Annotated in this window: 27 protein-coding genes; 13 read left to right on the top strand and 14 right to left on the bottom strand. The window is 65.0% G+C overall.

What is annotated here, in order from left to right; translation table 11 throughout:
• Window positions 1–15 precede the first annotated feature (15 nt).
• Window positions 16–1,572 (top strand): serine hydrolase, encoded by a 1,557-nt coding sequence (locus tag EJ073_RS09185; protein WP_126055435.1) that lies wholly within the window; start codon window positions 16–18, stop codon window positions 1,570–1,572.
• Window positions 1,573–1,684: 112 nt separating this feature from the next.
• Complete coding sequence (locus EJ073_RS09180) at window positions 1,685–2,752, top strand: cyclic nucleotide-gated potassium channel (RefSeq protein WP_126055434.1); 1,068 nt, start codon at window positions 1,685–1,687, stop codon at window positions 2,750–2,752.
• Window positions 2,753–3,310: 558 nt separating this feature from the next.
• Here EJ073_RS09180 and EJ073_RS09175 read toward each other — a convergent pair.
• The 3 genes from EJ073_RS09175 to EJ073_RS09165 form a co-directional block, all read right to left on the bottom strand.
• A complete protein-coding gene (locus EJ073_RS09175) occupies window positions 3,311–4,246 on the bottom strand; it encodes a hypothetical protein (RefSeq protein WP_126055433.1) in 936 nt (311 codons plus the stop codon).
• Window positions 4,247–4,342: 96 nt separating this feature from the next.
• Window positions 4,343–4,579, bottom strand: coding sequence for a hypothetical protein (locus EJ073_RS09170; RefSeq protein WP_126055432.1), 237 nt, complete (start codon window positions 4,577–4,579; stop codon window positions 4,343–4,345).
• Between the two features lie 115 nt (window positions 4,580–4,694).
• Window positions 4,695–4,904: a cold-shock protein gene (locus EJ073_RS09165; RefSeq protein WP_126055431.1), complete on the bottom strand. Its 210-nt coding sequence runs from the start codon at window positions 4,902–4,904 to the stop codon at window positions 4,695–4,697.
• 425 nt (window positions 4,905–5,329) lie between these two features.
• On the opposite strand from EJ073_RS09165, the gene EJ073_RS09160 reads away from it, so the two are divergent.
• Together EJ073_RS09160 and EJ073_RS09155 are read left to right on the top strand one after the other, a co-directional pair.
• On the top strand, window positions 5,330–6,448 hold the full coding sequence (locus EJ073_RS09160; protein ID WP_126055430.1) for a KamA family radical SAM protein: 1,119 nt from the start codon (window positions 5,330–5,332) through the stop codon (window positions 6,446–6,448).
• Between the two features lie 142 nt (window positions 6,449–6,590).
• A complete protein-coding gene (locus EJ073_RS09155; protein WP_126055429.1) occupies window positions 6,591–7,283 on the top strand; it encodes a BA14K family protein in 693 nt (230 codons plus the stop codon).
• 73 nt (window positions 7,284–7,356) lie between these two features.
• On the opposite strand, the gene EJ073_RS09150 is transcribed toward EJ073_RS09155, so the two are convergent.
• From EJ073_RS09150 to EJ073_RS09140, 3 genes are all read right to left on the bottom strand, one after another.
• On the bottom strand, window positions 7,357–7,809 hold the full coding sequence (locus EJ073_RS09150) for a hypothetical protein (protein WP_126055428.1): 453 nt from the start codon (window positions 7,807–7,809) through the stop codon (window positions 7,357–7,359).
• A gap of 123 nt (window positions 7,810–7,932) precedes the next feature.
• A complete protein-coding gene (locus EJ073_RS32045) occupies window positions 7,933–8,013 on the bottom strand; it encodes an alpha-hydroxy-acid oxidizing protein (RefSeq protein WP_245455704.1) in 81 nt (26 codons plus the stop codon).
• A 129-nt stretch (window positions 8,014–8,142) separates the two neighbouring features.
• Window positions 8,143–9,534: an FAD-binding oxidoreductase gene (locus EJ073_RS09140; RefSeq protein ID WP_189347556.1), complete on the bottom strand. Its 1,392-nt coding sequence runs from the start codon at window positions 9,532–9,534 to the stop codon at window positions 8,143–8,145.
• A 150-nt stretch (window positions 9,535–9,684) separates the two neighbouring features.
• On the opposite strand from EJ073_RS09140, the gene EJ073_RS09135 reads away from it, so the two are divergent.
• The 3 genes from EJ073_RS09135 to EJ073_RS09125 all read left to right on the top strand — a co-directional run bounded on the left by EJ073_RS09135 (window position 9,685) and on the right by EJ073_RS09125 (window position 10,926).
• Window positions 9,685–10,008, top strand: a complete 324-nt coding sequence (locus tag EJ073_RS09135) for a DUF2934 domain-containing protein (protein ID WP_126055426.1) — start codon at window positions 9,685–9,687, stop codon at window positions 10,006–10,008.
• Between the two features lie 436 nt (window positions 10,009–10,444).
• The gene (locus EJ073_RS09130) at window positions 10,445–10,729 is read left to right on the top strand and encodes a PRC-barrel domain containing protein (protein ID WP_126055425.1); all 285 of its coding nucleotides are present in this window, start codon (window positions 10,445–10,447) and stop codon (window positions 10,727–10,729) included.
• 47 nt (window positions 10,730–10,776) lie between these two features.
• Complete coding sequence (locus EJ073_RS09125) at window positions 10,777–10,926, top strand: hypothetical protein (protein ID WP_126055424.1); 150 nt, start codon at window positions 10,777–10,779, stop codon at window positions 10,924–10,926.
• 136 nt (window positions 10,927–11,062) lie between these two features.
• Here the strand turns inward: EJ073_RS09125 and EJ073_RS09120 are convergent, their stop codons facing one another.
• Together EJ073_RS09120 and EJ073_RS32040 are read right to left on the bottom strand one after the other, a co-directional pair.
• Complete coding sequence (locus tag EJ073_RS09120; RefSeq protein WP_245455518.1) at window positions 11,063–11,458, bottom strand: group 1 truncated hemoglobin; 396 nt, start codon at window positions 11,456–11,458, stop codon at window positions 11,063–11,065.
• 12 nt (window positions 11,459–11,470) lie between these two features.
• Window positions 11,471–11,848 carry a hypothetical protein gene (locus EJ073_RS32040; RefSeq protein WP_245455517.1) on the bottom strand — a complete coding sequence of 126 codons (378 nt, stop codon included), beginning with the start codon at window positions 11,846–11,848 and terminating at the stop codon, window positions 11,471–11,473.
• 56 nt (window positions 11,849–11,904) lie between these two features.
• Here EJ073_RS32040 and EJ073_RS09115 point away from each other — a divergent pair, with 56 nt between their 5' ends.
• A complete protein-coding gene (locus EJ073_RS09115; RefSeq protein WP_126055423.1) occupies window positions 11,905–12,330 on the top strand; it encodes a globin family protein in 426 nt (141 codons plus the stop codon).
• A 782-nt stretch (window positions 12,331–13,112) separates the two neighbouring features.
• On the top strand, window positions 13,113–13,574 hold the full coding sequence (locus EJ073_RS09110) for a phasin (protein ID WP_126055422.1): 462 nt from the start codon (window positions 13,113–13,115) through the stop codon (window positions 13,572–13,574).
• Window positions 13,575–13,632: 58 nt separating this feature from the next.
• On the opposite strand, the gene EJ073_RS09105 is transcribed toward EJ073_RS09110, so the two are convergent.
• The gene (locus EJ073_RS09105; RefSeq protein WP_126055421.1) at window positions 13,633–14,088 is read right to left on the bottom strand and encodes a hypothetical protein; all 456 of its coding nucleotides are present in this window, start codon (window positions 14,086–14,088) and stop codon (window positions 13,633–13,635) included.
• Window positions 14,089–14,365: 277 nt separating this feature from the next.
• Between EJ073_RS09105 and minC the strand changes: the two genes are divergently transcribed.
• From minC to EJ073_RS09085, 4 genes are all read left to right on the top strand, one after another.
• Entirely contained in the window at window positions 14,366–15,124 is a 759-nt protein-coding gene (minC, locus tag EJ073_RS09100) for a septum site-determining protein MinC (RefSeq protein WP_126055420.1), read from the top strand.
• Between the two features lie 103 nt (window positions 15,125–15,227).
• On the top strand, window positions 15,228–16,043 hold the full coding sequence (gene minD, locus EJ073_RS09095; protein ID WP_126055419.1) for a septum site-determining protein MinD: 816 nt from the start codon (window positions 15,228–15,230) through the stop codon (window positions 16,041–16,043).
• On the top strand, window positions 16,040–16,312 hold the full coding sequence (gene minE / locus EJ073_RS09090; protein WP_126055418.1) for a cell division topological specificity factor MinE: 273 nt from the start codon (window positions 16,040–16,042) through the stop codon (window positions 16,310–16,312). Before minD ends, minE begins: the two co-directional genes overlap by 4 nt.
• Before the next feature lie 327 nt (window positions 16,313–16,639).
• A complete protein-coding gene (locus EJ073_RS09085) occupies window positions 16,640–18,058 on the top strand; it encodes a hypothetical protein (RefSeq protein ID WP_126055417.1) in 1,419 nt (472 codons plus the stop codon).
• A 56-nt stretch (window positions 18,059–18,114) separates the two neighbouring features.
• On the opposite strand, the gene EJ073_RS09080 is transcribed toward EJ073_RS09085, so the two are convergent.
• Genes EJ073_RS09080 through EJ073_RS09060 form a run of 5 tightly spaced genes read right to left on the bottom strand, consistent with a single transcriptional unit; the run spans window position 18,115 to window position 23,630 of the window.
• Window positions 18,115–19,893, bottom strand: coding sequence for an ABC transporter ATP-binding protein (locus EJ073_RS09080; protein ID WP_190233838.1), 1,779 nt, complete (start codon window positions 19,891–19,893; stop codon window positions 18,115–18,117).
• Window positions 19,890–20,897, bottom strand: a complete 1,008-nt coding sequence (locus EJ073_RS09075; protein WP_126055416.1) for a glycosyltransferase — start codon at window positions 20,895–20,897, stop codon at window positions 19,890–19,892. The genes EJ073_RS09080 and EJ073_RS09075 overlap by 4 nt, the downstream gene beginning before the upstream one ends.
• Window positions 20,894–22,006 (bottom strand): glycosyltransferase, encoded by a 1,113-nt coding sequence (locus EJ073_RS09070; RefSeq protein WP_126055415.1) that lies wholly within the window; start codon window positions 22,004–22,006, stop codon window positions 20,894–20,896. The genes EJ073_RS09075 and EJ073_RS09070 overlap by 4 nt, the downstream gene beginning before the upstream one ends.
• Window positions 22,003–23,172: an acyltransferase gene (locus tag EJ073_RS09065; protein ID WP_126055414.1), complete on the bottom strand. Its 1,170-nt coding sequence runs from the start codon at window positions 23,170–23,172 to the stop codon at window positions 22,003–22,005. The genes EJ073_RS09070 and EJ073_RS09065 overlap by 4 nt, the downstream gene beginning before the upstream one ends.
• Window positions 23,172–23,630 carry a hypothetical protein gene (locus tag EJ073_RS09060; protein ID WP_126055413.1) on the bottom strand — a complete coding sequence of 153 codons (459 nt, stop codon included), beginning with the start codon at window positions 23,628–23,630 and terminating at the stop codon, window positions 23,172–23,174. The genes EJ073_RS09065 and EJ073_RS09060 overlap by 1 nt, the downstream gene beginning before the upstream one ends.
• Between the last annotated feature and the right edge of the window lie 126 nt (window positions 23,631–23,756).

Here is a 23,756-nt window from a genome sequence, read left to right as displayed (position 1 = left end):
GAAGGGAGGCGCGTGATGCGGCTTGGTCGCAATCTCTATCATTTGACGATTGGGGCCTTCATCGCCGTCCTGGCGCTTTGGCCGCAGGTGGCGCCGGCCGATCCCGTCACACCCGAGCGCATCGCTGCCGCCTTGGCGAAGCTCGAGGCGCTCGCCGAGGCCACCGTCGCCGACGGTGGCGTGCCCGGTCTCGCCATCGCCGTCGTCCACGACGACAAGGTGATCTTCCTCAAGGGTTTTGGTCATCGCGAGGCCGGCAAGCCGGAGACCGTGGACGCCGACACGGTGTTCCAGATCGCTTCCCTCTCCAAGCCGGTGTCCGCCACCGTCGTGGCGGCGCTGGTCGGCGACGGCATCGTGTCCTGGGATTCGAAGATCGCCGACCTCGATCCGGCGTTCCGCCTCGCCGAAGCCTATCCGACCAGCCAACTCACCATCCGCGATCTGTTTTCGCACCGCAGCGGGCTTCCGGGCACCGCCGGCGACGACCTCGAGGACATCGGCTACGACCGTGCCGAGATACTGCACCGCCTGCGCTTCGTGCCGCCATCATCGAGCTTTCGCGCCGGCTACTCCTACAGCAATTTCGGACTGACCGAGGGTGCCGTCGCCGCCGCAATGCCGACGGGCAAATCCTGGGAGGACGTGGCCGAGGAAAAGCTCTACCGACCGCTCGGCATGGCCTCGACCAGCTCGCGTCATGCGGATTTCCTCAAGCACCCCGATCGCGCAGCACTCCACGTCAGGGTCGATGGCGCCTGGGCGGCGAAGATCGAGCGCGATCCGGACGCGCAGGCGCCCGCCGGCGGCGTCAGCTCCACCGCGCGCGATCTTGCGCAATGGGTGCGCCTCGTGCTGGGCGACGGGGCCCATGCCGGCAAGACGCTGATTGCCGCCGACGCGCTGGCCCAGACGCATGCGCCGCTGATGACGCGGGGCAGGAACCCCGTCTCCGGCGGCGAATCCTTCTATGGCCTCGGCTGGAACGTCGAATTCGGCCGGCACGGTTTGAGTTGGGGCCATGCGGGCGCCTTCAGCGTCGGCGCGCGCACCCTGGTGACGATCTTCCCGAAGGAGAAGCTCGGCATCGTCATCCTCGCCAACGCCTTCCCGACAGGCGTGCCGGAGGGACTGTCCGACAGTTTCGCCGATCTCGTCTTCGACGGTGCTGTCGAGCAGGATTGGGTCAATGCGTGGGACGGCATCTATGCCGGCATGTTCGGTCCGGTGGTCGAGGCGGCCAAGGCCACCTTTGCCGCGCCGCCGTCTCCGGCAAGGCCGGCCGGGCCGGCCAGTGCCTATGCCGGCCGCTACGCCAACGACTTCATAGGCCAGGCGGACGTGTCGAGCGCGGGAGACGGCCTTGTCCTCAGGGTCGGCCCCACCAGCGCCCGGTCCTATTCCCTGACGCATTTCGACGGCGACCTGTTCCTGATCTACCCCGATGCCGAAATGCCGGACAGGCCGACGGGCGTCAGTTTCGTCGTCGGCCCCGACGGCAAGGCGTCGACGATCACCATCGAGTTCCTCGACGACAATCATCTCGGCACGCTGCGGCGCGTCGCCGACTAGATTGGCCAAGATAGGTCGCCGTTGGTGATGCACATAGCAGCGATAGCAAGCACCTTTGCGCTTGCCTTGAAGGCATTCTATTTTGCAGGTGGTAGCGGCTCGTGGGCATAAAATGTCGGTACTGCCTTTCCTGAGAATTTACGCGCCGCTCAACGCGGTGCTGGCTGCGCCTGGGCTTCTGGCGGTGGCTGCGCTGACGATACCGGACCTGTCCGGGCGCGGCAGACTGGCCCTGGCGGCCGTGCTCGCTGTCATTTGGGGCGCCTATCTTCTGCAACTGGCTGGGACGCTGCTCAAGCGCCGGGCGGGAGACCTGCGGAACAGGACGCCCGAAATCGCCATCGATGTGCTCGCGGTCGTGGTTCCACTCGCCGCATTTCTGCTCGTCGGCACGCCCGACCGCAGCCTCTACTGTGCCGTCTGGTTGCTGAAACCGCTGCGCGACTCGACCTTCTTCCCGGTCCTGGGCAGGGTGCTGGCCAACGAAGCGCGCAATCTGATCGGCGTCACCACGCTCTTCGGCGTCGTTCTGTTCGGTGTCGCGCTCGCGGCCTATGTCATCGAGCGCGACATCCAACCGGAAAGGTTCGGCAGCATCCCCCAGGCAATGTGGTGGGCGGTGGTCACGCTGTCGACCACCGGCTATGGCGACGAGATTCCGCAAAGCTTCGCCGGCCGCGTCCTTGCCGGGTTGGTCATGATGAGTGGCATCGGCATCTTCGCGCTCTGGGCCGGCATTCTTGCCACCGGTTTCTATCAGGAAGTTCGCCGCGAGGATTTCGTCCGTAATTGGCGATTGGTCACCGCCGTGCCGTTGTTTCAGAAGCTCGGCCCGGCCGTGCTGGTCGAGATCGTGCGCGCGTTAAGGCCCCGCATCGTGCCGGCGGGCGCCGTGATCTGCCGCAAAGGCGAGACCGGCGATCAGATGTTCTTCGTCGTGGAGGGCCGCGTCAGCGTCGCGATGTCGAACCCGGTGGAACTTGGCCCTGGAGCCTTTTTCGGCGAGATGGCGCTGATCAGCGGCGAACCGCGTATGGCGACTGTCAGCGCCGCAACGGCGGTCTCACTGCTGTCACTGCACTCGGCGGATTTCCAGATGTTGTGCAGCAGCAGCCCGGAGATCGCGGAAATCATCCGCAAGACCGCGCTAGAGCGGCGAGGCGCGGCGCCGTTGGCTTGACCGCATTAGGTGTGCAGTCCCGGACATGCTGTTTCATCGATCCTGGTCGTCAGGAAGGGGATGCGACGGGAAGGTTGCCAATTGCCCGCCGATGTCGATCCGGGCCGCCGCGACGCGCAGTATTGGCCTCAACGTGGGAGAAGCAGAGAGACTTTGACACGCGGTGCGAAAAAGCAGCGCAGATACGGCTGATGGGTTATGACGTAGGTATTCTCGCAGATGTGGAATTGGCCGTCCGGGGATTCCTGTACACGCTCCCGTGGGATGGTGAAATCATGCGGCAGGTAAGTGTACCCGCCGTCAATTCTGGACCGCACCGAAGATGGAGGTATGGCGCGGCAATCATGACCACCGCAACACTTGAATTTCGTCAGCGGGTCGATCTTGTCTTCGTACCAGTCATGGGCGTTCGCGCCCGTTGCGGCGGCGATACATATTGCCGTGAGGATGAACCTTCGCATGGCATTCGGCGGACGCTGCTCAGTCGAGCACCCATGTATATTAGCGTCCCGCCAAAAATTCCATTGATGCGGTGCGCCTTGCCCGCTCGTCATCAGCTCAGGAGGCCTGGCCGTAGTGCAGCAGCTTGAAGCAATCGCCGCTGCCGGACTTTGACTGCGTCAGCAGCGGTTTCGATCGCTCGATCCATTCCTGCTGTGAACCGGCATCGGCCTCGATCTGCTCGGCTGGGGCAAGGGTGACGAAGCCACGCCCCTTGCTGAACAGCCAGCAGGCGCGGGCGAGAAATCGCCTGCTGCGCTGGCGCAGCAGGTCGGCATCGTAAAGGATGTCGAGAACCTCGTGCTTGATCTTCCGTTCCTTTTCGGAATTGGCTACAGCAAGCTCGATCGGCTCATCGCCGATCGCCTCCTGCAGGTCCTTGTAGTCGAGGGCGAGCTGGGTGCTGGCATATTTGATCTCGCTCTCGTCCCGCACGATGTTGAACCACAGCGTCGGGTCGAGTTCGTTGACAATGAACGTCGTTTCGAAATCACGCGACAGGTTCAATATGTCGAAGGACTGCACATCGACGTCGCGTTCGACCAGCAGGATCTTGCCGACCTGTTTGCCGAGCTCGGTTCCCTGCGCGCTGATCGCGCCGTTCTTTCCGCCGAGTTCGGGATCGACATAGGCGCCGCCAATATCCAGCACGTCGTCGAACTCGCCGAGCGTTTCGACGACCGGGGCGCCGCGGGCAATGCGCGCCGCCAGCCTTGCCATGACCTGCTGGAGCTCAATCTCGCGCTTGCGCTGATCCTGATAGTTCTGCTGGAAAAAGAAGATGAACAGCGAGACGCCGATGCCGATCAGGATCACGCCCAGTTGCGAAAAGATGTTCCGGTAATATTCCAGCAGCTTTTCACGATGGCGCACGTCTTCGCGCACGCTGTGCGCCACGCGAAGATTGACGATCAGCGATAGGATCAGCAGCCCGGCTCCAACCAGGATGAGGCCGCCGATGAGAAGGTAGCCATGGCCTGCGCCGAAATCCATTGGCCTGCCCCGAAGCCCAGCCTGCGCAGATTAATACCATTTTGCTCAAACACCTATGGTTCGTGGCACGGAACCTCGGCGCCGGCTTTCGCGCCACTAGGCCTGCTTGCGCCGGCCGGTTCGCTTTTTCGCCGGCGACCTGGCCGCGGGGCTGGCGGCCTCGACCGCTTGCATGGCAAGCCTGGCCTGCTTCAAGCGTTCGGTCTTTCGTTCGCGTTCGGCCGCTTCGCCATCGATGATCTGGCGGGCCGCCCTGGTCGTGGCGTCCTGCTTCGTTTCGATGGCTGTCGGCTTCGGCTTGAATATTCCTTCGGGTATCGGCTGGTGCTGCATGTGACTGTCTCCAATCATGAAAAAGAAAAAAGGCCGGGCGAAACCCGGCCTCTCCCATGCGCCTCGATGATCGATGCCAGTACATCCGTGGTCAAAGACCAGAAGCGCAATCTGTCTACGCGGCCTGAAGGTTCTCGGCCGAACTCTTGCCGTTGCGGCTGTCCTTCACGATTTCGAAGCTGACCTTCTGCCCCTCGACGAGGGACCCCATGCCGGCGCGCTCGACGGCCGAGATGTGCACGAAGACATCCGGCTGCCCGTTGCCCAGCTCGATGAAGCCGAAGCCCTTGGTTGCATTGAAGAACTTTACCGTTCCAGTATTCATGACGATTTCCTTTCAATCAGCCATAGAAAAATTGCTCGCCGTACAGCCTGCGCGGCAAACTTTTCAGATCGATTTTGAGAGGAAGATCGCTGAGAGCGCGGATTGCGCCAGAACAAGGTTCAACAAGCAAGATCGATACTTGCAACATAGAGCCTGTGGGTTTGCAGACAAGGCGCAGCGTGAAAATAATTCTTTTTTTCCAAGGATAGGTCGGGTTCGGCAGCGGTTTTTTCCACCCGGCTTGGTCGTGGCTTGGCCGCCGTGGGTTACGCCGGCGAAGCTGCCAATCTCCCCATGTGGGGAAATGACTGGCCGGGCAGGGGGGCGCCAAGGGTCGCGACGATCGACGGACGGCGGCAACAGGCAGTTGACCCGGCCGCCCATACGCTCGATAGCTCCGCGCGAACGCTACCGAGAAACTCCCGATGACGACCGACGCTAACCTCAACGACGTGGCCGCAAGCGATCAGCGCGCCGCCGATCCATCCTGGCAGGACGATGTCCGCGCCGGCGTGCGCCATGTGCGCGATCTCGCCGCGCTGCCGCTGTCGCGCGCCGAGCGCGCGGCCGCTCAGGAAGCCGCGGCGAACCACAAGGTGCGCATTCCAAGACCCTATCTCGACCTGATCGACTGGAACGACCCGCAGGATCCGATCCGCGCGCAGGTCATCCCGTCGCCGGAAGAGCTGGTCGAGGCGGAAGGCGAGCTCGACGATCCGATCGCCGACCATGCCTACAGCCCGGTGCCGAGGCTGACGCACCGCCATGCCGATCGGGTGCTTTTGTTCCCTACCTATCAATGCGCCGTCTATTGCCGCTTCTGCTTTCGCAAGGAGTCGCTGACATCGATCGGACGTGGCTACACAAGCGAGGCGCTGGAGCCGGCGCTGGCCTATATCGCCGAGCACGAGGAGATCCGCGAGGTGATCCTGACCGGCGGCGACCCGCTGTCGCTGCCCGACAAGGCGCTCAGCGAAATCCGCGCCCGCGTCGAGGCGATCCCGCATGTGCGGCTGTTGCGCATCCACACCCGCGTGCCCGTCGCGCTGCCCTCGCGCATCACATCAGAGCTGGTCGCCGCCCTGCGGGGTCGGCTGATGGTGACGGTGGTCACCCACTTCAACCATGCGCGGGAGATCACCGACGCCACCGAAGCGGCCTGCCGCACCTTGAGGCAGGCGGGCTTCGTGCTGCTCAACCAGAGCGTTTTGCTGAAAGGCGTCAACGACAGTGTCGAGGTGCTGGAGGAACTCTGCCGGGAGCTGATGTACCGGCTTGGCGTGAAGCCCTATTACCTCCACCATGGCGACCTGGCACGCGGCATGGCGCACCGCCGCACCACGATCGCGGAAGGCCAGGCGCTGGTGAGCGCGCTGCGCCAGCGCCTCTCGGGCATCTGCAATCCCACCTATGTCATCGACCTGCCGGAAGGCGGCGGCAAGGTACCGCTGGCATCGTGCGCGATCGAGGGCCGGGACGGGGAGGCGTGGCGCATCCGCGGGCAGGATGGCATGGTCAGGGCCTATCGGGAGGTTGTGGGGTAGCCAACCTTCGAGGGCTTGGTTCCCGTCATCTCCCAAGCCAGGTTACGGCCGCCCGCCTTGCGGCGAGGGCCCCCTTCGCGTCTCGTTGGAACCAGCCACACGGCTCCGCATTTCTATCAGCGGGGGCTAAAGGGAGCGTGGCGTGAAAGCTCTGTTGGGAATTCTGGGCGGCTTCGGTCTGACGCTGACGGTTTTCGCCAGCGGACTGGCCTTCGCCACCTGGCTGCTGGCCGCCAAGCCGGTCGGCACGGTCTCCCCGAGCCAAAGCGTGGCCGAGCTCTGGACCAGGAACGCCGAGCCGGTGGGCGCGGCCAAGCAGGCTCTCGAGCGTGTTGCCGCCCGTCCGGTTCCGGCCGATCCCAAGCCTGCCGATGCCGCGAAACCCGAGATCGGGCCCGAGGTGACCGCCTCGATCGAGCCGCAGGCTGGCGACGGGCAGGGCGAGGCGTTGGCCGCCGGCGAGGATAGCGCGCAGGCCGCGGAACTGCCGGCCGCCCATCTCGAATGGTGCGCGAGCCGCTACCGCTCCTATCGTCCTGACGACAACAGTTACAGGTCCTACAGCGGCGAGCAGCGGCGCTGCATCTCGCCCTATCTCGATGCGGGCGGCGCCGATGAGGGCTACGTCAAGGTGCGGGACAGCTCGGTGGAGGCCGCCTCGATTTATGGCAGCACCTATCAGGGCTGGCCGGACGAGGAAGCGTGGGGCGAGGGCGCCTCAGGCGGGGTTTCCGCCGACCATGTCGACTATTGCTTCAGCCGCTATCGCTCCTACCGGCCGGAAGACAACAGCTACCAGCCCTATGACGGCGGCCCGCGCCGGCAGTGCGAGTAGCCAGTGAGCCCACTGCCTGATCGACCGAGACAGTGATCTGCACCCGTCGACGCAACCCGTTGCAAACATTCGGCTATGAAAGTGCAGTCCAAACCACACTCTCAAGATCGGGAGAGTAGCGGGCGATGATAGCCTCCTGATCATTTTCCTGCGTGAGAATTACCTGCTTCTCAATAGCGTCACCGAGCAATCGCATAAAACCTTCAAGCTGCTCTACCTCGGGTATTCCGCTGACTTGCCTTGGATCGAAGTCGAACTCAATTTCGACGGTGCTGAAGAAGTGACATGCAAGCTGGATTGGCCCGACGTAAAAAGACAGTAAGCTGGCTGTTTCGCTTTCCAGGGCCGCTTCGACCCCCAATAGCATCGACTCGATGTTGCCGGAGACACTGAAATTAGCAGGCGGGCTCCATTCGCGGAGGATGTCCCAGACGCGCTGCCAATCCGCCTCAGACGTGTTCAGAACGTAGATGTCTCGCCATGATCCGTCCCAGGCGAAATCCGATGCTACCTGTTCCCACTTCATGCATGAACCACTCTCGATGACCGCGGTTCTAGCATGGCACACGCCATGAGTGCTTTCCACAAATCCCAAGTCCGCTTTCCACCTATCCGGCCATTCCGCATTGTGAGTTCACGGCCCAAGTGTTTAGTCCAGCACCTTCGCGTCGATCTCCTCGATGCTCCGCGTCCCGGTCAGCGCCATGGTGGCGGATAGCTCCTTGCGCAGGATCTTGATGGCGGTCGCGCCGCCGGCGCCGAGGCCATAGATTCAGGCCCGTCCGACCAGACAGCCACGGGCGCCGAGCGCCAGCGACCCCAGATAGTCGCTCTCCCCCACTTTCGTGGGGGTGCAGCCTCACTCCCCCGCGATTATCTTCCCCGGATTCATCACATTAGCCGGATCGATCATCCCCTTGATCGCCCTCGCCAGCGCCTGCTTGACCGGATCGGCGTGGCGCTCATAGGCGTCGCGCTTGTCGAGGCCGACGCCGTGCTCGGCCGAGAACGAGCCGCCGCTTGCCTGCAGGCCCTCATAGAGCACGTCCTCGATCGCCTCGTGCAGCGCGTCCGAAACCGGCCCGTCGGTGTTGATCGAGATGTGCAGGTTACCGTCGGCGAGATGACCGAACACATAAGGCGCGTAAGTCGCGTCGATGCGCTTCAGCCCGGTTTCGATGCGCTGGACATAGGCATCGAGCGCGCCGGCCGGCACCGAGACGTCGAAGGACGGCGGCAGATGGTGCATCCGCTCGATCATCTCGGTCTCCTCGCGCAGCCGCCAGATCGCCCCGGCCTGCGAGACCGAACTGGCGACCAGCCCGTCGATGATGCCGGCTTCCTCCCAGATCGCCGCTAGGCCATCCTCCAATGCCTCTCGCGCGGCCTCGACGCTGTCGGCGCCAAGCTCGAGCACCAGCAGGCAAGGGGCATCGAGCGGCAACTGGCCGGGCGCGAAGCCGAGCATCCGGTTCATGGCGGCGGCGAAACGCTGCCACAGGATTTCGGCGGCGTTGAGCCGTGTCTGGGTACGCTCCAGGAAATGCCGCACGATGCGCTGCGCGCTGGCCGCGTCCGGCACGCCGACCAGTGCCGTGGCGCTGGCGCCCGTCACCGGATCGAGCCGCAAGGCGACGCGGGTGACGATGCCAAGCGTGCCCTCGGCGCCGATGAACAGGTGCTTCAGATCGTAGCCGGCGCTGGTCTTCAGCACCCGCGTCAGGTCGGAAAACACGTTGCCGTCGGGCAGCACCGCCTCGAGGCCGAGCACGCGATGGCGCATCGTGCCGTTGCGGAAAGCCATGATGCCGCCGGCATTGGTGGAAACCATGCCGCCTATGGTGCAGGAGCCGCGCGCGGCAAGGTCGATGCCGGGATCGAGCGCATGCGCGGCCGCCGCCTCCTGCAGCACCGAGAGCGGCGTGCCGGCCCCGACGATCGCCGTGCGCGCGAACGGGTCGATCTCTTCCACCCTGTTCAGGGCGCCGAGATCGCAGATGACCTGGCCGGCCACGGTCGCGGCGGCCCCTGTCAGCCCGGTACGCCCACCCTGGGCGACGAGGCTCAAACCCCGTGCCGCGCAGAATTTCACCAGCGCCGCCACGCCCTCCGTGTCGGCTGGCCGCACCAGCGCCGAAGCGCCGAAATTGCGCTGGTCGAAGCCCGGATCGCGACTGGCGAGCTCGGCCTTGTCCCACACCACGGCGTTGGGGCAGGCGGCGCGCAGGTCGGCGATGAGGGTTTCACTCACGAGTGGCTCCATTCATGGGCGAGCCCTCCTATAGAGGAAGCGGAGGCTTCGAGTCACGCAGGGGAACTCTCCCGCATCGATCGTGCAGATTCCAGGGATCGTTCGGCCGCGTGCGGCGTTTGAGCAAAAGCTGAAATGGAGAAACCGACAATGGGTGATGATCGGCTGGAGAAGATCAGGCAGCGTGCCTATGAGATCTGGGAACGCGAGGGACGTTTGTTCGGCAATCACGACCGGCACTGGAGCCAGGCCGAGGCGGAAATCGACCGCGAGGCGGCCTTGCCGCTTACGGCCGATGACGCCCTGCCGGAAACCAGCAGGATCGCCAGCACCGACATACTGACGGTCGAGGAGCTGGCCATGCGCACCGGCATAACGGGCGACGAGGCGCAGGAGCTGATCGACAGGCTGGGCAGCGACCGCGCCGCGATCGAGGCCGCCGCCCGCAGCCTCAAGGCGAGACGGCGGCTCTGAAAGCAATTTAAGGAAAAGTGCGCGGCGGCTTTCCGTCCGCAATTGCGTAAAAAACAAATAGGTTTCGGACTCAATCGAGCCGGGAACAGGGCGGCGTCGCTGCGCGTTGATCTCTGTAAGGAGATCAAAAATGTCGATGCCGAAAACGTCTGTCCACAAGCAAGACTATCGGACGAATCGGGCCGACTACCTGATCGCCAAGACGCCGACCCCCAATGCGGAGCCGAAACCGAAAAAGAGGTCGTCGCGGCTTGGTGACCAGCGCTCGGCCCGGCTCTCGGAGAGCCCTTCAGAGACAGTGGCGAAACCGCAACCGCGCCGCTAGCAGGCGTGGCACGGCGGGCTGCCGTGGTCCGCGCTGCCCAGGTCGTCTGTTCTGTCGGAACCCTTGGTGCCTTCGCAGGTTCATCCTTCATAACCCGAAGGAGACCACCCCATGGACCACACCAACCACGTACGGCTCACCGACGCCGAGCTGACCCCGGCCATCCTCGAAGGCGCGACCATCTACGGTCCTGACGACGAGAAGATCGGCTCCGTCGACCACATGCACGGCAGCCAGGTCGTCATCGACGTCGGCGGCTTCCTGGGCATCGGCGCCAAGCCCGTCGCCGTTCCCGCCACCCAGCTCGATTTCATGCGCGACGAGGACGGCGACGTCCACGCCGTCACGTTCTGGACGAAGGACCAGCTCGAGGACATGCCCGAGCACCAGGACTGAAAGAGGGGCCCGGCACAGCCGGGCCTTTCCGCTTCGGGAGAGACACAATGATCCGAAAACTCAAATCAGGAAAATACCGGCTCTATTCGCGCAAGAAGGACGAAGCGACCGGCAAGCGCCGCAACCTCGGCACCTTCGACACCCGCGAAGCCGCCGAGAAGCACGAGCGCGAGGTGCAGTATTTCAAGCGGCATTGAGCGGGCAAGATCGGGCCGGCCCGTCAGCCTCGATACGCAAGGCGGGGGCCAGCCGCGATCTCCGGCAACGAGGGTCGGTGCGCGACGCCTCTGCGGGTCATCGGTGGCAACCTTTGGGCGTCACCCTGGCGGGGCTTCAGCCCTGCTTGTCGTAGCCGGCGGTAACCTCGCCCTTGTGCGCGGCGAAGGCTTCAAGCACCTCGGTCTTCTCTGCCTTCGGAACCTTGAAGTGGTCGAGCGTCCGCCCGAGCTCGGCCGCGACCTCGTCGAACTCCGCCGGCGAGATCCGCAAGTCGCGATGGGCTTCCTCGAGGCCGAGCGGCGTCGCGCCGGGCTTGGTGGCCACGAACTTGAGCGGGCCGCCGGAAACGTCGCAGACCCACAGCGTGCGCATGAATTTGAGGCCGGGCAGCCGTTCAAGGTTCTTGGTGTGCCATTTCCGCAGCTGCGCATTCTTGGATTTCTTGCCGACGATCGGGTTCTTCACGATGGCGTCGCTGAAGTGATCGACCACGGCCGCGATGGCGAACACGCCCCCAGCCGCTCATACAGGCTCTTCCCGGGCTTGGCTTGCTCCTGCGCCAGCGCGCCATTGGTGGCCATCATGGCTGTCGAAGCGGCGGCCGCCGCCAGCGCGACGACGCTTCGTCTTGTGAGAGAGGTCGAAACAGCGGTTTTCATCTCTGGGTTCCTTGGTGTTAAGCCAGAGCAAGCCGCGGCCTGTCCTGGCGGCGACAATGATTTGATTTTCGGATATGTCCACTTCGCCTAATCCGGCATGGTCCGCGGCATTAACGAGCGCCGCGCCCGACTTGTTCCGTTCAGGCGCGGGCGGCGCGGCTGGCGCGTGAAACGGTTCGCCGAATACAACCTGATACCGGAACGAGACATCGCCGAAACACGCCGCCACGAGCGGCGACATGCCTGGGAAACGTCCTGGTAGGAAAGTCGCCGCCTACCAACCATTGGAGCGCGCGTATGACACCCGATCAGATCAGACTCGTTCAGGACAGCTTTCGCGAGGTCGTGCCGATCCGCGCGGCCGCCGCCGCCATATTTTATGAACGCCTGTTCGCCATCGACGGCGATCTTCGGGCGCTGTTCCCGGAAAGGGATATGACCCAGCAGGGCGCCAAGCTGATGGCGGCCCTCGGCTTCGTCGTGCATGGGCTGGACCGCGCCGAGACCATCCTGCCCACCGTGCGCGACCTCGCCAAGCGCCACGTCGGCTACGGCGTCGAGGAGCACCACTACCCGATCGTCGGCCAGGCCCTGATCGAGACGCTCGCCGCCGGCCTCGGCGAGGCCTTCACGCCGCCGGTGCGTGAAGCCTGGGAAGCAGCCTACGGCCTGCTCGCGAGTGTGATGATCGCGGCCGCGCGCGAGGTGCAGATCGCAGCGTGAGGGGACGGGATGGTCGAAGGCGACCAGAACCGTCTTACACCATTCCTTGACAGCTAAGGGGGCGCAAGGGATGGAAGATGGCCGACGCCACATTGGGCGGGGGGCGTTGGGGCATATGGCGCCGGCCAGGCGAACCGGGGTCCGCCACGCAATCCAAGCTAGCAGAGTTCTATTCGCGGCGTATGGCGTGATCGCGTAGGGGATATCTCCCCGAGGAGGGACATATTTTCTGGAAACGCGCCGGCGAGGCCTAAGGCCCCGGCGGCCGAAAAACCCAGCGGCCGGAAGGCGCATGGGCTCGGGGTTCGACCGCCGGGGTCTGACCTGCAAACGGGGTAGGTTTGCCGGCTGGAAAGATTGTAGGCCGCCCATGCATCACCGCTAAGTTGATAAAATGGCTGTGTTGCGGTTCCTGCCGTCCTCCAATCGGATGAGGCCCAGGTCGAATCCAGTCATGAACGATCGATGCCGGGGAGGCGCTTTGGCCACCCGTCGAGTGGCTTGCCCCAGGCGCCCCGGGATCCGATCCGCGGCCCAGCTCGGTCGATTGCCGTGCTCTTGATCAAGAGCTGTCGGCCACACGCTCGGCCATGGCCAACGCCTGCTGGTTCTAGAATTTCCGTCAGGCTGGGCAGTGCCGCTCCGCAACGGATGGCATCCAGCGCAACGCCAGGCTCTGCCCACTTACGCAAATTCATCCGGGTTTCATAAATCCGTTGCGGCGGTTTCGTACGAAGGGGACGGCTCGATTTTGAGGCCGCCCCTGGAAAAGGATGGAAAAAATGTCCAAGCTCCCCGGCAAGACCGAAACCATCGAAAACGTCGAATCCTCCACCTTCGACCCGTCCAAGGCTGTCGAGCAGGTCCGCGCTGCCGCCGAACCCAGCGTCGAACAGTCGAAGGAAGTCCTTTCCAAATTGAGTTCGGGCGCCGAAACGACTCAAAAGGCCCTCGAGTCGACCCTTGAAATGGCCAAGACCACCAGCAACGAGGTGTCCCTGCAGGCGATTGCCGCACTGCGTGCCAATGCCGACGCCTACTTCACGCACCTTGAAGCACTGGCTACCGTGAAGTCGCTGTCTGAATTCGTCGAGCTGCAGACCGCTTTCCTGCGCAAACAGATGGAAAAGTCCGTCGAGCAGGCCAAGGACTTTCAGGCCGTGACCATGAAAGCGGCCGAGGACGTATCCAAGCCGATCAAAGATGCCTTTGAGAAGGCCCTGAAGGAACGCAAGGCTGCCTGATTGCCTGAGGCAACCCGGGCCGGCGCCTCGCGCCGGCTCGGCGCCTGGCAGCCAGGGACTAATTCGTCCAGATCGAGCATCCAACCTTTCGGCCGGTGGCGGGGTCGCGGACGATTTTCGCGGCAATGCGGTGAAGGCCAACACGGTTGGATTTGACTTCCTTGCTGGCGAGGTAGGTCGGATCGCCGACTTCCCAATGATAGCGTGTGTTTGCCGGAGCCCGCTGCCAGGTGAACTTCGAGGCGTAAGCAACCTGACCGGGAACGGTGCGGTCGAAGCGGCAGTCGATGGTCGCCGGCATCAGCCCCTTCGCTGCCATCGCATTGACGACCGCGTCGGCATTGGCCGCTGTCAACCATGCGTCTATGCCGCTGGTCTGGAATGTGTCTCTGCTGCTCGTCCGGTAGGTCATGCATCCTGCAAGGGATGCCAGCAACAGCGCGCCAATCGTTGCGCTTGCTCTGCCTGGCCACTTGCTGCCTGCCCGCCTGCTGCCTGCCTGATTGATGCGCATGCCCCGTCTCCTTCCAAAAGGGTGGATCAGCCGGGCCAGACTGTGCCCGGTGCGGCATACCTGCGTATATTAGGAACTTCACATGCTGCAGTCGTTCATCGGGGGCGCGTCAAAGCCTCGGTTGCCACCCAAGCGCCTCTCAGAGTGGAACGGTGCCTGTGGCCACCCCGCCACAACAGTTAGCCAAGTCAGCTCTTAACACTCCTCACCCTCAAAATTAACCATTCGTTAACCATTCGGCTCCTAGCGTTTACCTATCAGTAAGGAATCGCTTCCCGTGACCTTCGCAGCCCCTGTCGAGACCAAATCCATCCGTTTTCGCGCCCGTTCTTTCGTCGCTTTCACGCTCACCCCCGAAGCGCCTCTGGATGTCTGGCTGGAGAGCCTCGACCGCTGGATAGGCAACTCGCCGGGCTATTTTACCGGGCGGCCGGTGGTGCTCGATCTGAACACTTTGAAGCCCGATATCGCGGCCATCGATTCGCTGGTCGGCGTGCTTGGCCAGCGCGGCATCCGCGTCTATGCCATCGAGATGGACGGCGGCGCCGAGCTTGGCTCGCACCTGCCGCCGAAGCTGATCGGCGCCAAGGAGGCGACCTCCGACGGCCTGCTCTTGCATCCCGGCCGCAAGAAGGGCGAAGAGGGCAAGGCCGAGGAGCAAAGAGCCGAGGACGGCAAGGTGCCGGCGAAGCCCGCGCTGCCGGGCGGCGACACGCTGATGGTACGCACGCCGATCCGTTCCGGCCAGTCGATCTTCCATGCGCATGGCGATGTCATCGTGCTCGGCTCGGTCGCGTCCGGCTCGGAGATCGTCGCCGCCGGCTCCATCCATGTCTATGGCACGCTGCGCGGCCGCGCTTCGGCCGGCGCGCTCGGCAACATTGCGGCCCGCGTCTTCTGCCGCAGGAACGAGGCCGAGCTGATCTCGGTCGACGGCTGGTACACCACCGCCGAGGAGATGGAGAAGGTTTCGCGCGGCAAGGCGGTGCAGGCCTTCCTCGAAAACGACGTGCTGTGCGTGGTGCCGCTGGGGTGAGCGGCGCGAGCGTAAGCCTGGGACCGGTTTCGCGTGCGATGGTCCTGCAACACCGTGCCTGGCACGGCCAACCGAAAGAACAATCGCCAAACGGAGGCATTTCATGGGCAAGGTAGTGGTGGTCACCTCGGGCAAGGGGGGCGTCGGCAAGACGACGTCGACGGCGGCGTTGGGCGCTGCGGTTGCCAAGACCGGCAAGAAGGTGGCGCTGGTCGACTTCGATGTGGGCTTGCGCAACCTCGACCTGATCATGGGCGCCGAGCGGCGCGTCGTGTTCGACCTGGTCAACGTCATCCAGGGCACGGCAAAGCTCTCGCAGGCGCTGATCCGCGACAAGCGGGTGGAGACACTGTTCCTGCTGCCGGCCTCGCAGACGCGCGACAAGGATGCGCTGACCGAGGAGGGCGTCGGCGAGGTGATCGAGCGGCTGCGCTCGGTGTTCGACTATGTCTTCTGCGACAGCCCGGCCGGTATCGAGCGCGGCGCCCAGCTCGCCATGCGTTTCGCCGACGAGGCGGTCATCGTCACCAATCCGGAAGTCAGCTCGGTGCGCGATTCCGATCGCATCATCGGTCTGCTCGACGCCCGCACCATGAAGGCCGAGCAGGGTGATCAGATCGCCAAGCACGTGCTGGTCACGCGCTATGACGCAGCGCGCGCCGCGCGCGGCGAAATGCTTTCCATCAACGACGTGCTGGAGATCCTCTCCACGCCGCTGCTCGGCATCATCCCCGAGAGCCAGGATGTGCTGAGGGCCTCGAACCTCGGCTCGCCGGTGACGCTCACCGACCCGCTGAACACCGCCGCCAAGGCCTATATCGACGCGGCAAGGCGGCTGGAGGGCGAGGACCTGCCGGTGGTGGTGCCCTTCGAGCGCAAGGGCTTTCTCGACCGTCTGCTCGGAAGGAGGGCGGCATGAACATTTTCGACCTCTTCAAGCGGCGCAACAGCGCGCCGGTCGCGCGCGAGCGGCTGCAGCTGCTGCTCGCCTATGAGCGCCAGAGCCGCGGCCAGCCCGATCTCGTCTCTGTCCTGCGCGAGGAGATCATGGCGGTCATTGCCAGGCACGTGCAGATCGACCAGGACTACCTCCAGGTCTCGATGGAGCGCGGCAAGACCATGTCGACGCTGGAAATCGACATCCAGATCCCCAACAAGAGCGCCACGCCGCTGGCGCTGGCGGGGTAGGGTACCAGCATTTGAGTTCCTCGCCCCCGCCAGAGGCGGGGGAGAGGTGGCCGCGCAGCGGCCGGTGAGGGAGCCTGCAACGCTGGCGTTCCCTCTGATCGATTTCAAGGGCCGGCGCGCCGCTCCCTCTCGGCTTCGCCGAGCCACCTTCCCCACTCGGCCATCGTCAATCGCGGATTTGAGCGCAACGCGAAAGCGGATGCGGCGGGAATCTCGCTAGGCGCTAGTCCTATCGGGGGACTTCCCTTGCGGAAGCGGCGGATGTAGAAGGGAACATTAGCAATTCGTTAAGTATCAAGACTGTGTGTGTGTAGAAGGTGTTCGGTCATGAACTTCAAGAAGCTGATCAAGCGTGCCGATGAGGTGGACAGAGCTTTCGAGGAGCTCCAGACGGATTTGGCGGAAGCATTCGATGCCTGTCTCGATGAAGAGCTGCCATTGGAGGACGCCAGCGCCGGGGATGCCGATCCCACGGAGGAAGGCGACGGCCCACGGCCCGAGGCCGATGCGGACAGTCCCGAACACCCGCCACGGCTGACCCCGCACACGCAGACCCGGCTTGCCGCGCTCGGCGCCCTCGACGGCCTGTTCCGCGACGCGCAGGGGCATCTGGAGGAGATCTCCGGCAAGCTCTCCGAGGTCGCCACCTCGCACCATCTGACGCGCGAATTCCTCGGCATACTGCACGGCGACATCTTGCGCGCCAACGAGATGGAACTCACCAATGCCGGACTTGCCGGCGAGCAGCGTGCGCTGTCGGATCAACTCGCCGAGGCGGGGCGCAGGCAGCGCGAGCGCGACGGCGCCTTCGAGGCGCTGCAGCAGCGCGAGGCGGCCCTGGTGCAGGAGCGCGAGACGCTGCGCGCGGCGCTCGCGGCGGCGAGGCTCGAGCTCGTCGAGGCGGCCAATGCCGGCGCCCGGCGCGAGGCCGAGTTCGGCGACATCGCCAAGCAGCTTTCGGCCAAGGCCGTCGAGGCCAACCGGAGCGCCAGCGAATGCAAGATGCTGAGGGAAAAGCAGGTCAGCCTGGCGATCGACCTCGACCAGTCGCAGAAGCGCGAGGCCGAGGCGCGCCACAAGCTGGACGAGGTCGCCGCCTCGCATGCCACCGACACGGCCCGCGTCACCGATCTGGTGGCGGCGCTCGGCCGGAGCGAGAAGGAGGAGGCGCGGCTGCAGAAGGCGCTGGAGAGCGCGCAGGCGAAGCTCCAGGAATCGGCCGAGGCGACCAATCTCATGAAGGGCGACCGCGAGGCCGAGCTTGCCCGCGGTCAAGCGGAGATGCGCGGCCTGCGTTCCGAGATCCAGGATCTGCAGGCGCGGCTGGAGCATGCCGCGAGCGAGACGAGCGAGGCGGCCGCCGAGATCGCCAGGCTCAAGGCGCAGGCCAGCGACGCGCTCGCCGAAAAGCAGATCGCCGACGAGAAGCTGGCGGCGCTGCGGAGCGAGAGCGAAACCGACAAGATGAACCTCTCGGCCATCAACGCCAATCTCTCGCAGCTTTCGCTGCAGCAGGCCTCCGAGCAGATCGAGCTCGATATTCAGAAGCAGGAATGCGAGGACCTGCGCGCCGAGGTCGCCACGCTCAACGCCCGCATCAAGGAACTGCTGCCCTATGAGCGCCTGCACCGGGTCACCGCCGCCAGGACCCGCGAGGACAATGTCGTCGAGATCGCCGGTGTGGTCGCCGATCCCGCGCACCCCACGCATCGCCGGCGGGCGCGCCGCCGGTTGCACGCGTCTTAGGTTCTGGCGAGGCTTGGCCACCTCTCCCCCACCACCGTGGGGGCGAGGAAAACTCCTCACTCCGGCTGGTAGAGCTCGTCCATGCTGCGCGCGGCCAGCGTCGCGAACGGCGCCTGCTTCTTCACCCTGCCATGGTCGAGGATGACCACGTCGTCGCAGAACGAGATCGTTGAGTGATGGTGGCTGATGACCAGTGTCGTGCGCCGCCCGGCGCGCGACTTCAGCGTTTCGACGATCGCCGCTTCCGACAGCCCGTCGACCGCGTTGGTGGCCTCGTCGAGGATCAGTATGTCGGGGTCGCGCACCAGCGCCCGCGCCAGCGCGATGCGCTGCCGCTGCCCGGCCGACAGGTTGACGCCGCGATAGCCGGCGACCGTCTGGTAGCCCTGCGGCAGGCGCTCGATGAACTCATGCGCCTCGGCAAGCCGCGCCGCGCGCTCGGCGTCAGCGGCCGTGGCGGTGTCGTGGCCATAGGTGATGTTGTCGAGGATGGTGCCGTCGACCAACTCCAGCTCCTGGCTGGCCAAGGCGATGTGGCGGCGCCAGCCGGACGGATCGATCTGGTCAAGCGGCGCGCCGTCGACGAGGATCTGGCCGCCATCCGGCTCGACGAAGCGGCACAGGAGGTTGACGATCGTCGTCTTGCCGGCGCCGGAGCGGCCGATCAGCGCCGTCGAGCGTCCCGCCTTGATGTCGAATGTCGCGGCGTGCAGCACCGCCGCGCGCTGCTCCTCGCTGGCATAGGTGAAGCTCACGCCCTCGAAGGCAATGCGTTCCCCAAGCCCCGGAAACGGCAAGCTGCCTAGCGGTGGCGCTGGCTTGCCGGCGGGGTCCAGCAGCCAGCTCACTTCCTCCAGCGATCCGGACAGCCCCTGCAACTGGCTCCACGACATCTGCAGTGCGCGCATATGCGGCTGCAGCCGGTAAAGCAGGATGAGGAAGGCGGCGGTCAGCGGGAAGCTGACATTGGCGAGAAAGGCGGCGATCACCGTCGCCAGGAACAGCAGCGCATGCAGCACCTCGGTCAGCGGCGGCAGCGCGCCCTGGCGGGTCGCCAGCACGAAGGCGGCGCGCCGCACGCCGTCGGAGGCCGTGTCGAACGCAGCCTGCTCGCGGTCCTCCTGGCCGAAGATGCGGATCAGGCGCCCGGCATGCACCAGATGCAGCATCTGCGAGGCAAGCGCGCTGTTGCGCGCCGCGACGCTGCGGCTCGGCGCCTTGAGCTGCGCCGACAGCATCGCGTGCGCCAGCTGGACGAGCGCCAGCCCCAGCGTCACCAGCAGAGTCATCTGCCAGGACAGAAGCAGCAGGAAAGCAAGCAGGATGACCGCCGCCGAGGCGCTGACGATCGAACCGAGCAGGGCCTGGATGGCGTCGGACGCGCGCCACGATTCGTTGGAGATGATGTTGAGCAGCCGGCCGGGGCTCTGCCGCAGGAAGAAGGGATAGCCGATCCGCAGGAGCCGTTCCGACAGCGCGCTGCGGATCGCGAAGCTCGCCTTGCCGTAGATATGGGCGGTCAGCACCGTGTTGGCGAAGCCGAGCAGGTTCTTGAGCAGGATCGAGCCGAGGATCGCCGCCGAAATGGCGACCAGCCGCTCGCGCTCGCCGAGCCCGGCGCCGACCTTCTGCAGCAGCGCCGAGAAGCCGCCCATGCCGGAAGCGTCGCCATGGCCCATGATGATGCCGAGCAGCGGGATGATCAGGCCGATGCCGAGGCCTTCGAGCGCCGCGGCGGCAAGCCCAAGCAACACCACGACCGGCAAGAGGCGCATCAGCCTGCCGCCCAGCGCGCCGCGCAGCATCGAGAGCGCCGGTGGCAGCGGCCGGATCATCGCGCCCTGGCCTCGGCTTCGCCCGCTTCGGCGCGGCCCGTTGGCTCCGGCACCGGCCGCCTTGCGATGACAAGCAGTGCGAACTTCGCCGCGCCGGCCAGGTTCATGGCGACGACGGGCCAATGCGACAGCCTGAGCTCAGGATCGAACTTGGGCCCGCCGGCAAGCTCGCGCAGAGCCGCGCGCGCCGCCCAGTAGAAATGGCGCAGCAGCCAGGGCGCGCGGCGGACATGCTTCAGGCAGAGCGCGCCATTGCCGAAATGATAGTCGCGGTGCAGCCGGTCGATTGCCTCGCGGTCACGGCGTCCGTGATGGTGGAAGATTGTCATGTCGGGCACATATTCGACCGGCATGCCGATGAGCATCGCCCGCACCAGATAGTCGGTGTCTTCCGCCGAGCGCAGCGCGCCGCCGGCGCCGAAGCGCTCGTCGAAGGGGCCGATGCGCGCGGCGACGTCGCGGTGCATGGTCATGTTGCAGCCAAGCACGAAGCCGCCCGGATGGACGGCCGGCGTCAGCCGCTGGCGCTGTTCGCAGCGCTTGATGGTGAAGGGCAGGTCGCGCGCGTCGCCAAGCTCGACCCGGCCGCCCCGGATCAGCCATTTCTCGCCGCTCGCATAATGCCGCTGCAGGTCGCGCAGATAGGTCCGGTCGAGCTTGCAGTCGTCGTCGACGAAGACCAGCACGCGGCCACGCGCCCGCGCCAACCCGGCATTGCGCGCCGCCGCCAGTCCGGGGCGCGACTCGAGAATCGCGGTGATCGGGATGGTCGAAGCCTCGGCGATTGCCGCCAGGCGCTCTGGCGTGCCGTCGCGCGAGCCGTTGTCGACCACCACCAGCTCGGCCGGGAAGGCCGCATGCGCCCGGCAGGCTGCCTGGATGGAGGCGATGCAGGCTTCCAGCACAGCGACGCGGTCGCGCGAGCAGACGATGAAGGAAACCTCCGGCCGCTGGCGGGCGGGTGAGGGCGGGCGCGCGGGCTGGACGACTGGCTTGTCGATCATGCCAGCCCCAATCGAAAAGGCTTCAGCACCTCGGCTTCCGGCCTGGCCTTGAAATGATAGGCCAGCCGGTCGGCCTTCTTGCTGGCGGTGATCGAGGCGAGGCTGAGCCAGGGAGCCCAGTTGCCGGGGCCAAGCGCGTATTTCTCTCGGCGGCGGATGGCGTCCCATTTCGCCGTCCGCGTCAGCAGCTCACGCGTCAGCGGCGGCCTCTTCTCGTCGCCGACGAGCTGGTAGAGGAAATAGAAAAGGTTGAGCGCGCCGGCGGCGAAGCTTGGCCGTGTCTCGTCGGGCAGTGAGGCGATCCGCTCCTCCAGCGCAACGATGAATTGGGCCGCGCGGGCGACCGTGTCGAACGAAACGTTCTCGCCGATGGCGCGCAGGTCCTGCGTCGCCTGCGCCAGGCCCTCGCCCTCGAGATTCTCGGCCACGATCCTGAGATGCGTGCGGCGCATCTCCTCGCAATGCCGGCTGGTCACGCTGCCCGGATGGATGCGGTAGACAAGCAGGTTCTCCGGCATCATCGCCGCCGGGTAGCGGGCGGCGAGGCGCCGGAAGAGGTCGAAATCCTCGGCATGCCTGTATTGCGGATCGTAGTGCAGGCTGTCGTCGCCGATGACCTGGCGATTGTAGACCACGGTGGGGTGCATGAAGATGGTGAAGAACTGCGACAGGATCGGGATGCGGCCGACCTTGAACACCGGATCGAGCGAGCCGCTCTTGATGCGGCCGTGCTGCAGCATGTCTATGCCGGCGCCGCAGAAGCCGAGCTCCGGCCGTTCGGCAAACAGTGCCACCTGGCGCGACAGGCGCCACGGATAGGCGAAGTCGTCGGCGTCCATACGGGCGACCAGTTCGCCCCGGGCGAGCTGCAGCCCTTCATTCAGCGTGGCGACGAGGCCGCGGTTTTCGCGCGAGACGAGCCTGACGCGGCTGTCGGCCTTGCGGTGGCGCTCGAGGATTTCCAGCGAGTTGTCGCTCGACCCGTCATCGATCGCGATCACCTCGAGGCGATCGTAGTCCTGGCGCAGGATCGAGCCGATCGCGGCGGCGATATAGGGCCCGGCATTGTAGACGGGCAAAAGCACGGAAACGAGCGGCGCGGCGGTCATCGGCGTGCCTCCGTGCGCGACAGGTCGAGCCCTGCCGCGCGATGATCGGGCGACACGCCGGGAAAGGTCAACCGGCCAGTGTCGCCCGCGCTGCGCGGGTGAGCGCGGCGCGCGACGTAGGGAAAGTGACGCTTGAAGCCGTTGAGCGGTTTTTCGAAAACCGTCCAGGAAACTGCGGCGACAATGATGGTGGCCGCGCCCGCGACCAGGAAACGGCCCGGCCCCTGTTCGGAGACGTTGAGCGGAATCCACGGCTGCGCCTTGACGGCATAGGCCAGCAGGATCGGGTGGTAGAGATAGATGCCGTAGCTGATGCGGCCAAGGGCAAGCGCGGGTGGCAATTCCGCGAGCTTGCCGATGAAGCCGCCGACGCCTCGCGAGAAGGCCGTGACCAGAACCACCAGTGGCACCAGCGGCAGCACCTGCAGCAGCAGCCAGTGCGCCCATTCCAGCATCGGGTTTGCCGGCGCCGGGACGAACCACTGGATCGCCAGGAACAGGGTTGCGAAAACCGGCCAGCCGAGCTGCATCCAGCGCGGCAGGTCAGCGCCCCTGGCGCGGCGCGCCGCAAGCAGCGCGCCGCAGGCCAGCGCGTCCATCGAGGCTGGCGGCAGCAGATCGCGGGCAAGTGTCGGCACGGCGGTCACCGGCCAGTAGAAGCGGTAGGCGAGCGACAACAAGATCACGCCAGTGACGATCGCCTCGATGCGCCGGCGCGGCGCCAGAAGCACGATCAGCGGCCAGGCGAGATAGAATTGCTCCTCGATGCTGAGGCTCCAGAAATGGCAGAGCAGCCAGGGCGTCCACTCGTTGCGCAGCGCGTACCAGAAATTGGAGAGATAGAGCGCGTGCCAGATAAGCGAGCCCCGGGAATGTTCGAGGTCGGTCAGCCAGACCAGGCCCAGCACCGCGAAATAGGGCGGGAAGATCCTGAGCATGCGCCGGATGTAGAAGGCCCGCAGCGCCGGCCCCGCCTCGTACGCGGCGGCGTCGCGCGCGTCGATGAGCAGCCGCGTGATCAGGAAGCCGGACAGCACGAAGAACAGCCTGACGCCGAGATGGCCGACAAAAGAAGCCCCGCCGGGCGCCAGGAAGTGGGCATAGAGCACCATCGTCACCGCGACGGCGCGCAGCGCATCGAGCTGTATGTCGCGGGCGTTTGCCATCAGCCGCGTCCGCCGGCGTCTTCCGCTGAGGCTGGATTGATATCGATGCCGGTCAGCAGAAGGCCCAAACTGCTCATCTCCTCCACGGCATATTCGCAATAGCTAACGAATGTAGCATGGAATGCTGCGCCGCAACACAAAATGTTTACCGTCTTGAAATAAAATCGTGATCGCGGCGCCGACAAAAGGCGCAAATTCGCCCAGTTTTCGCCATTTTTGCCAATTGCGCCCCAGTGCGTCGGGGTGTCGTGCAAGAAATCCGACGCTTGTTCTGTTGGTCTAAAAGTATTCATCAGGTTGTGTTCTGGGTAAGAGGCGCGCAACTTTCGCGAGTGCTTGTTTGATATTTGATGAAAATCTCCGGATGATTGACCTTGGGCGAATGACTCAGGGCAGTGCGACATTGTGCGGTGCAGCAAGATATGGTGGGAGATGGCGGGATAGGCCTGGGTTTCCACGCATTCCCGACCTTCGGCCGAGCCGCCTCTTCGCCGAGCTCGCCCAGACATGCAAAGCGAGCCGAAGTTACGAGCATCCCGCCGATCGAGCTATAACATATGTTGTCGCGCGGACCGGAGGCGTGG

Origin of the sequence: Mesorhizobium sp. M4B.F.Ca.ET.058.02.1.1, assembly GCF_003952505.1 — a bacterium.
Lineage (GTDB): Bacteria > Pseudomonadota > Alphaproteobacteria > Rhizobiales > Rhizobiaceae > Mesorhizobium.
This window is presented reverse-complemented; position numbering and strand designations above follow the sequence as displayed.

Bases quoted from the DNA above. Each gene is read 5' to 3' on its own strand.
- EJ073_RS09185 (WP_126055435.1), top strand. From the start codon at position 16: ATGCGGCTTGGTCGCAATCTCTATCATTTGACGATTGGGGCCTTCATC.
- EJ073_RS09180 (WP_126055434.1), top strand. From the start codon at position 1,685: ATGTCGGTACTGCCTTTCCTGAGAATTTACGCGCCGCTCAACGCGGTG.
- EJ073_RS09175 (WP_126055433.1), bottom strand. From the start codon at position 4,246: ATGGATTTCGGCGCAGGCCATGGCTACCTTCTCATCGGCGGCCTCATC.
- EJ073_RS09170 (WP_126055432.1), bottom strand. From the start codon at position 4,579: ATGCAGCACCAGCCGATACCCGAAGGAATATTCAAGCCGAAGCCGACA.
- EJ073_RS09165 (WP_126055431.1), bottom strand. From the start codon at position 4,904: ATGAATACTGGAACGGTAAAGTTCTTCAATGCAACCAAGGGCTTCGGC.
- EJ073_RS09160 (WP_126055430.1), top strand. From the start codon at position 5,330: ATGACGACCGACGCTAACCTCAACGACGTGGCCGCAAGCGATCAGCGC.
- EJ073_RS09150 (WP_126055428.1), bottom strand. From the start codon at position 7,809: ATGAAGTGGGAACAGGTAGCATCGGATTTCGCCTGGGACGGATCATGG.
- EJ073_RS09135 (WP_126055426.1), top strand. From the start codon at position 9,685: ATGGGTGATGATCGGCTGGAGAAGATCAGGCAGCGTGCCTATGAGATC.
- EJ073_RS09130 (WP_126055425.1), top strand. From the start codon at position 10,445: ATGGACCACACCAACCACGTACGGCTCACCGACGCCGAGCTGACCCCG.
- EJ073_RS09125 (WP_126055424.1), top strand. From the start codon at position 10,777: ATGATCCGAAAACTCAAATCAGGAAAATACCGGCTCTATTCGCGCAAG.
- EJ073_RS32040 (WP_245455517.1), bottom strand. From the start codon at position 11,848: ATGTCGCCGCTCGTGGCGGCGTGTTTCGGCGATGTCTCGTTCCGGTAT.
- EJ073_RS09115 (WP_126055423.1), top strand. From the start codon at position 11,905: ATGACACCCGATCAGATCAGACTCGTTCAGGACAGCTTTCGCGAGGTC.
- EJ073_RS09110 (WP_126055422.1), top strand. From the start codon at position 13,113: ATGTCCAAGCTCCCCGGCAAGACCGAAACCATCGAAAACGTCGAATCC.
- EJ073_RS09105 (WP_126055421.1), bottom strand. From the start codon at position 14,088: ATGCGCATCAATCAGGCAGGCAGCAGGCGGGCAGGCAGCAAGTGGCCA.
- minD (WP_126055419.1), top strand. From the start codon at position 15,228: ATGGGCAAGGTAGTGGTGGTCACCTCGGGCAAGGGGGGCGTCGGCAAG.
- minE (WP_126055418.1), top strand. From the start codon at position 16,040: ATGAACATTTTCGACCTCTTCAAGCGGCGCAACAGCGCGCCGGTCGCG.
- EJ073_RS09085 (WP_126055417.1), top strand. From the start codon at position 16,640: ATGAACTTCAAGAAGCTGATCAAGCGTGCCGATGAGGTGGACAGAGCT.
- EJ073_RS09080 (WP_190233838.1), bottom strand. From the start codon at position 19,893: ATGATCCGGCCGCTGCCACCGGCGCTCTCGATGCTGCGCGGCGCGCTG.
- EJ073_RS09075 (WP_126055416.1), bottom strand. From the start codon at position 20,897: ATGATCGACAAGCCAGTCGTCCAGCCCGCGCGCCCGCCCTCACCCGCC.
- EJ073_RS09070 (WP_126055415.1), bottom strand. From the start codon at position 22,006: ATGACCGCCGCGCCGCTCGTTTCCGTGCTTTTGCCCGTCTACAATGCC.
- EJ073_RS09065 (WP_126055414.1), bottom strand. From the start codon at position 23,172: ATGGCAAACGCCCGCGACATACAGCTCGATGCGCTGCGCGCCGTCGCG.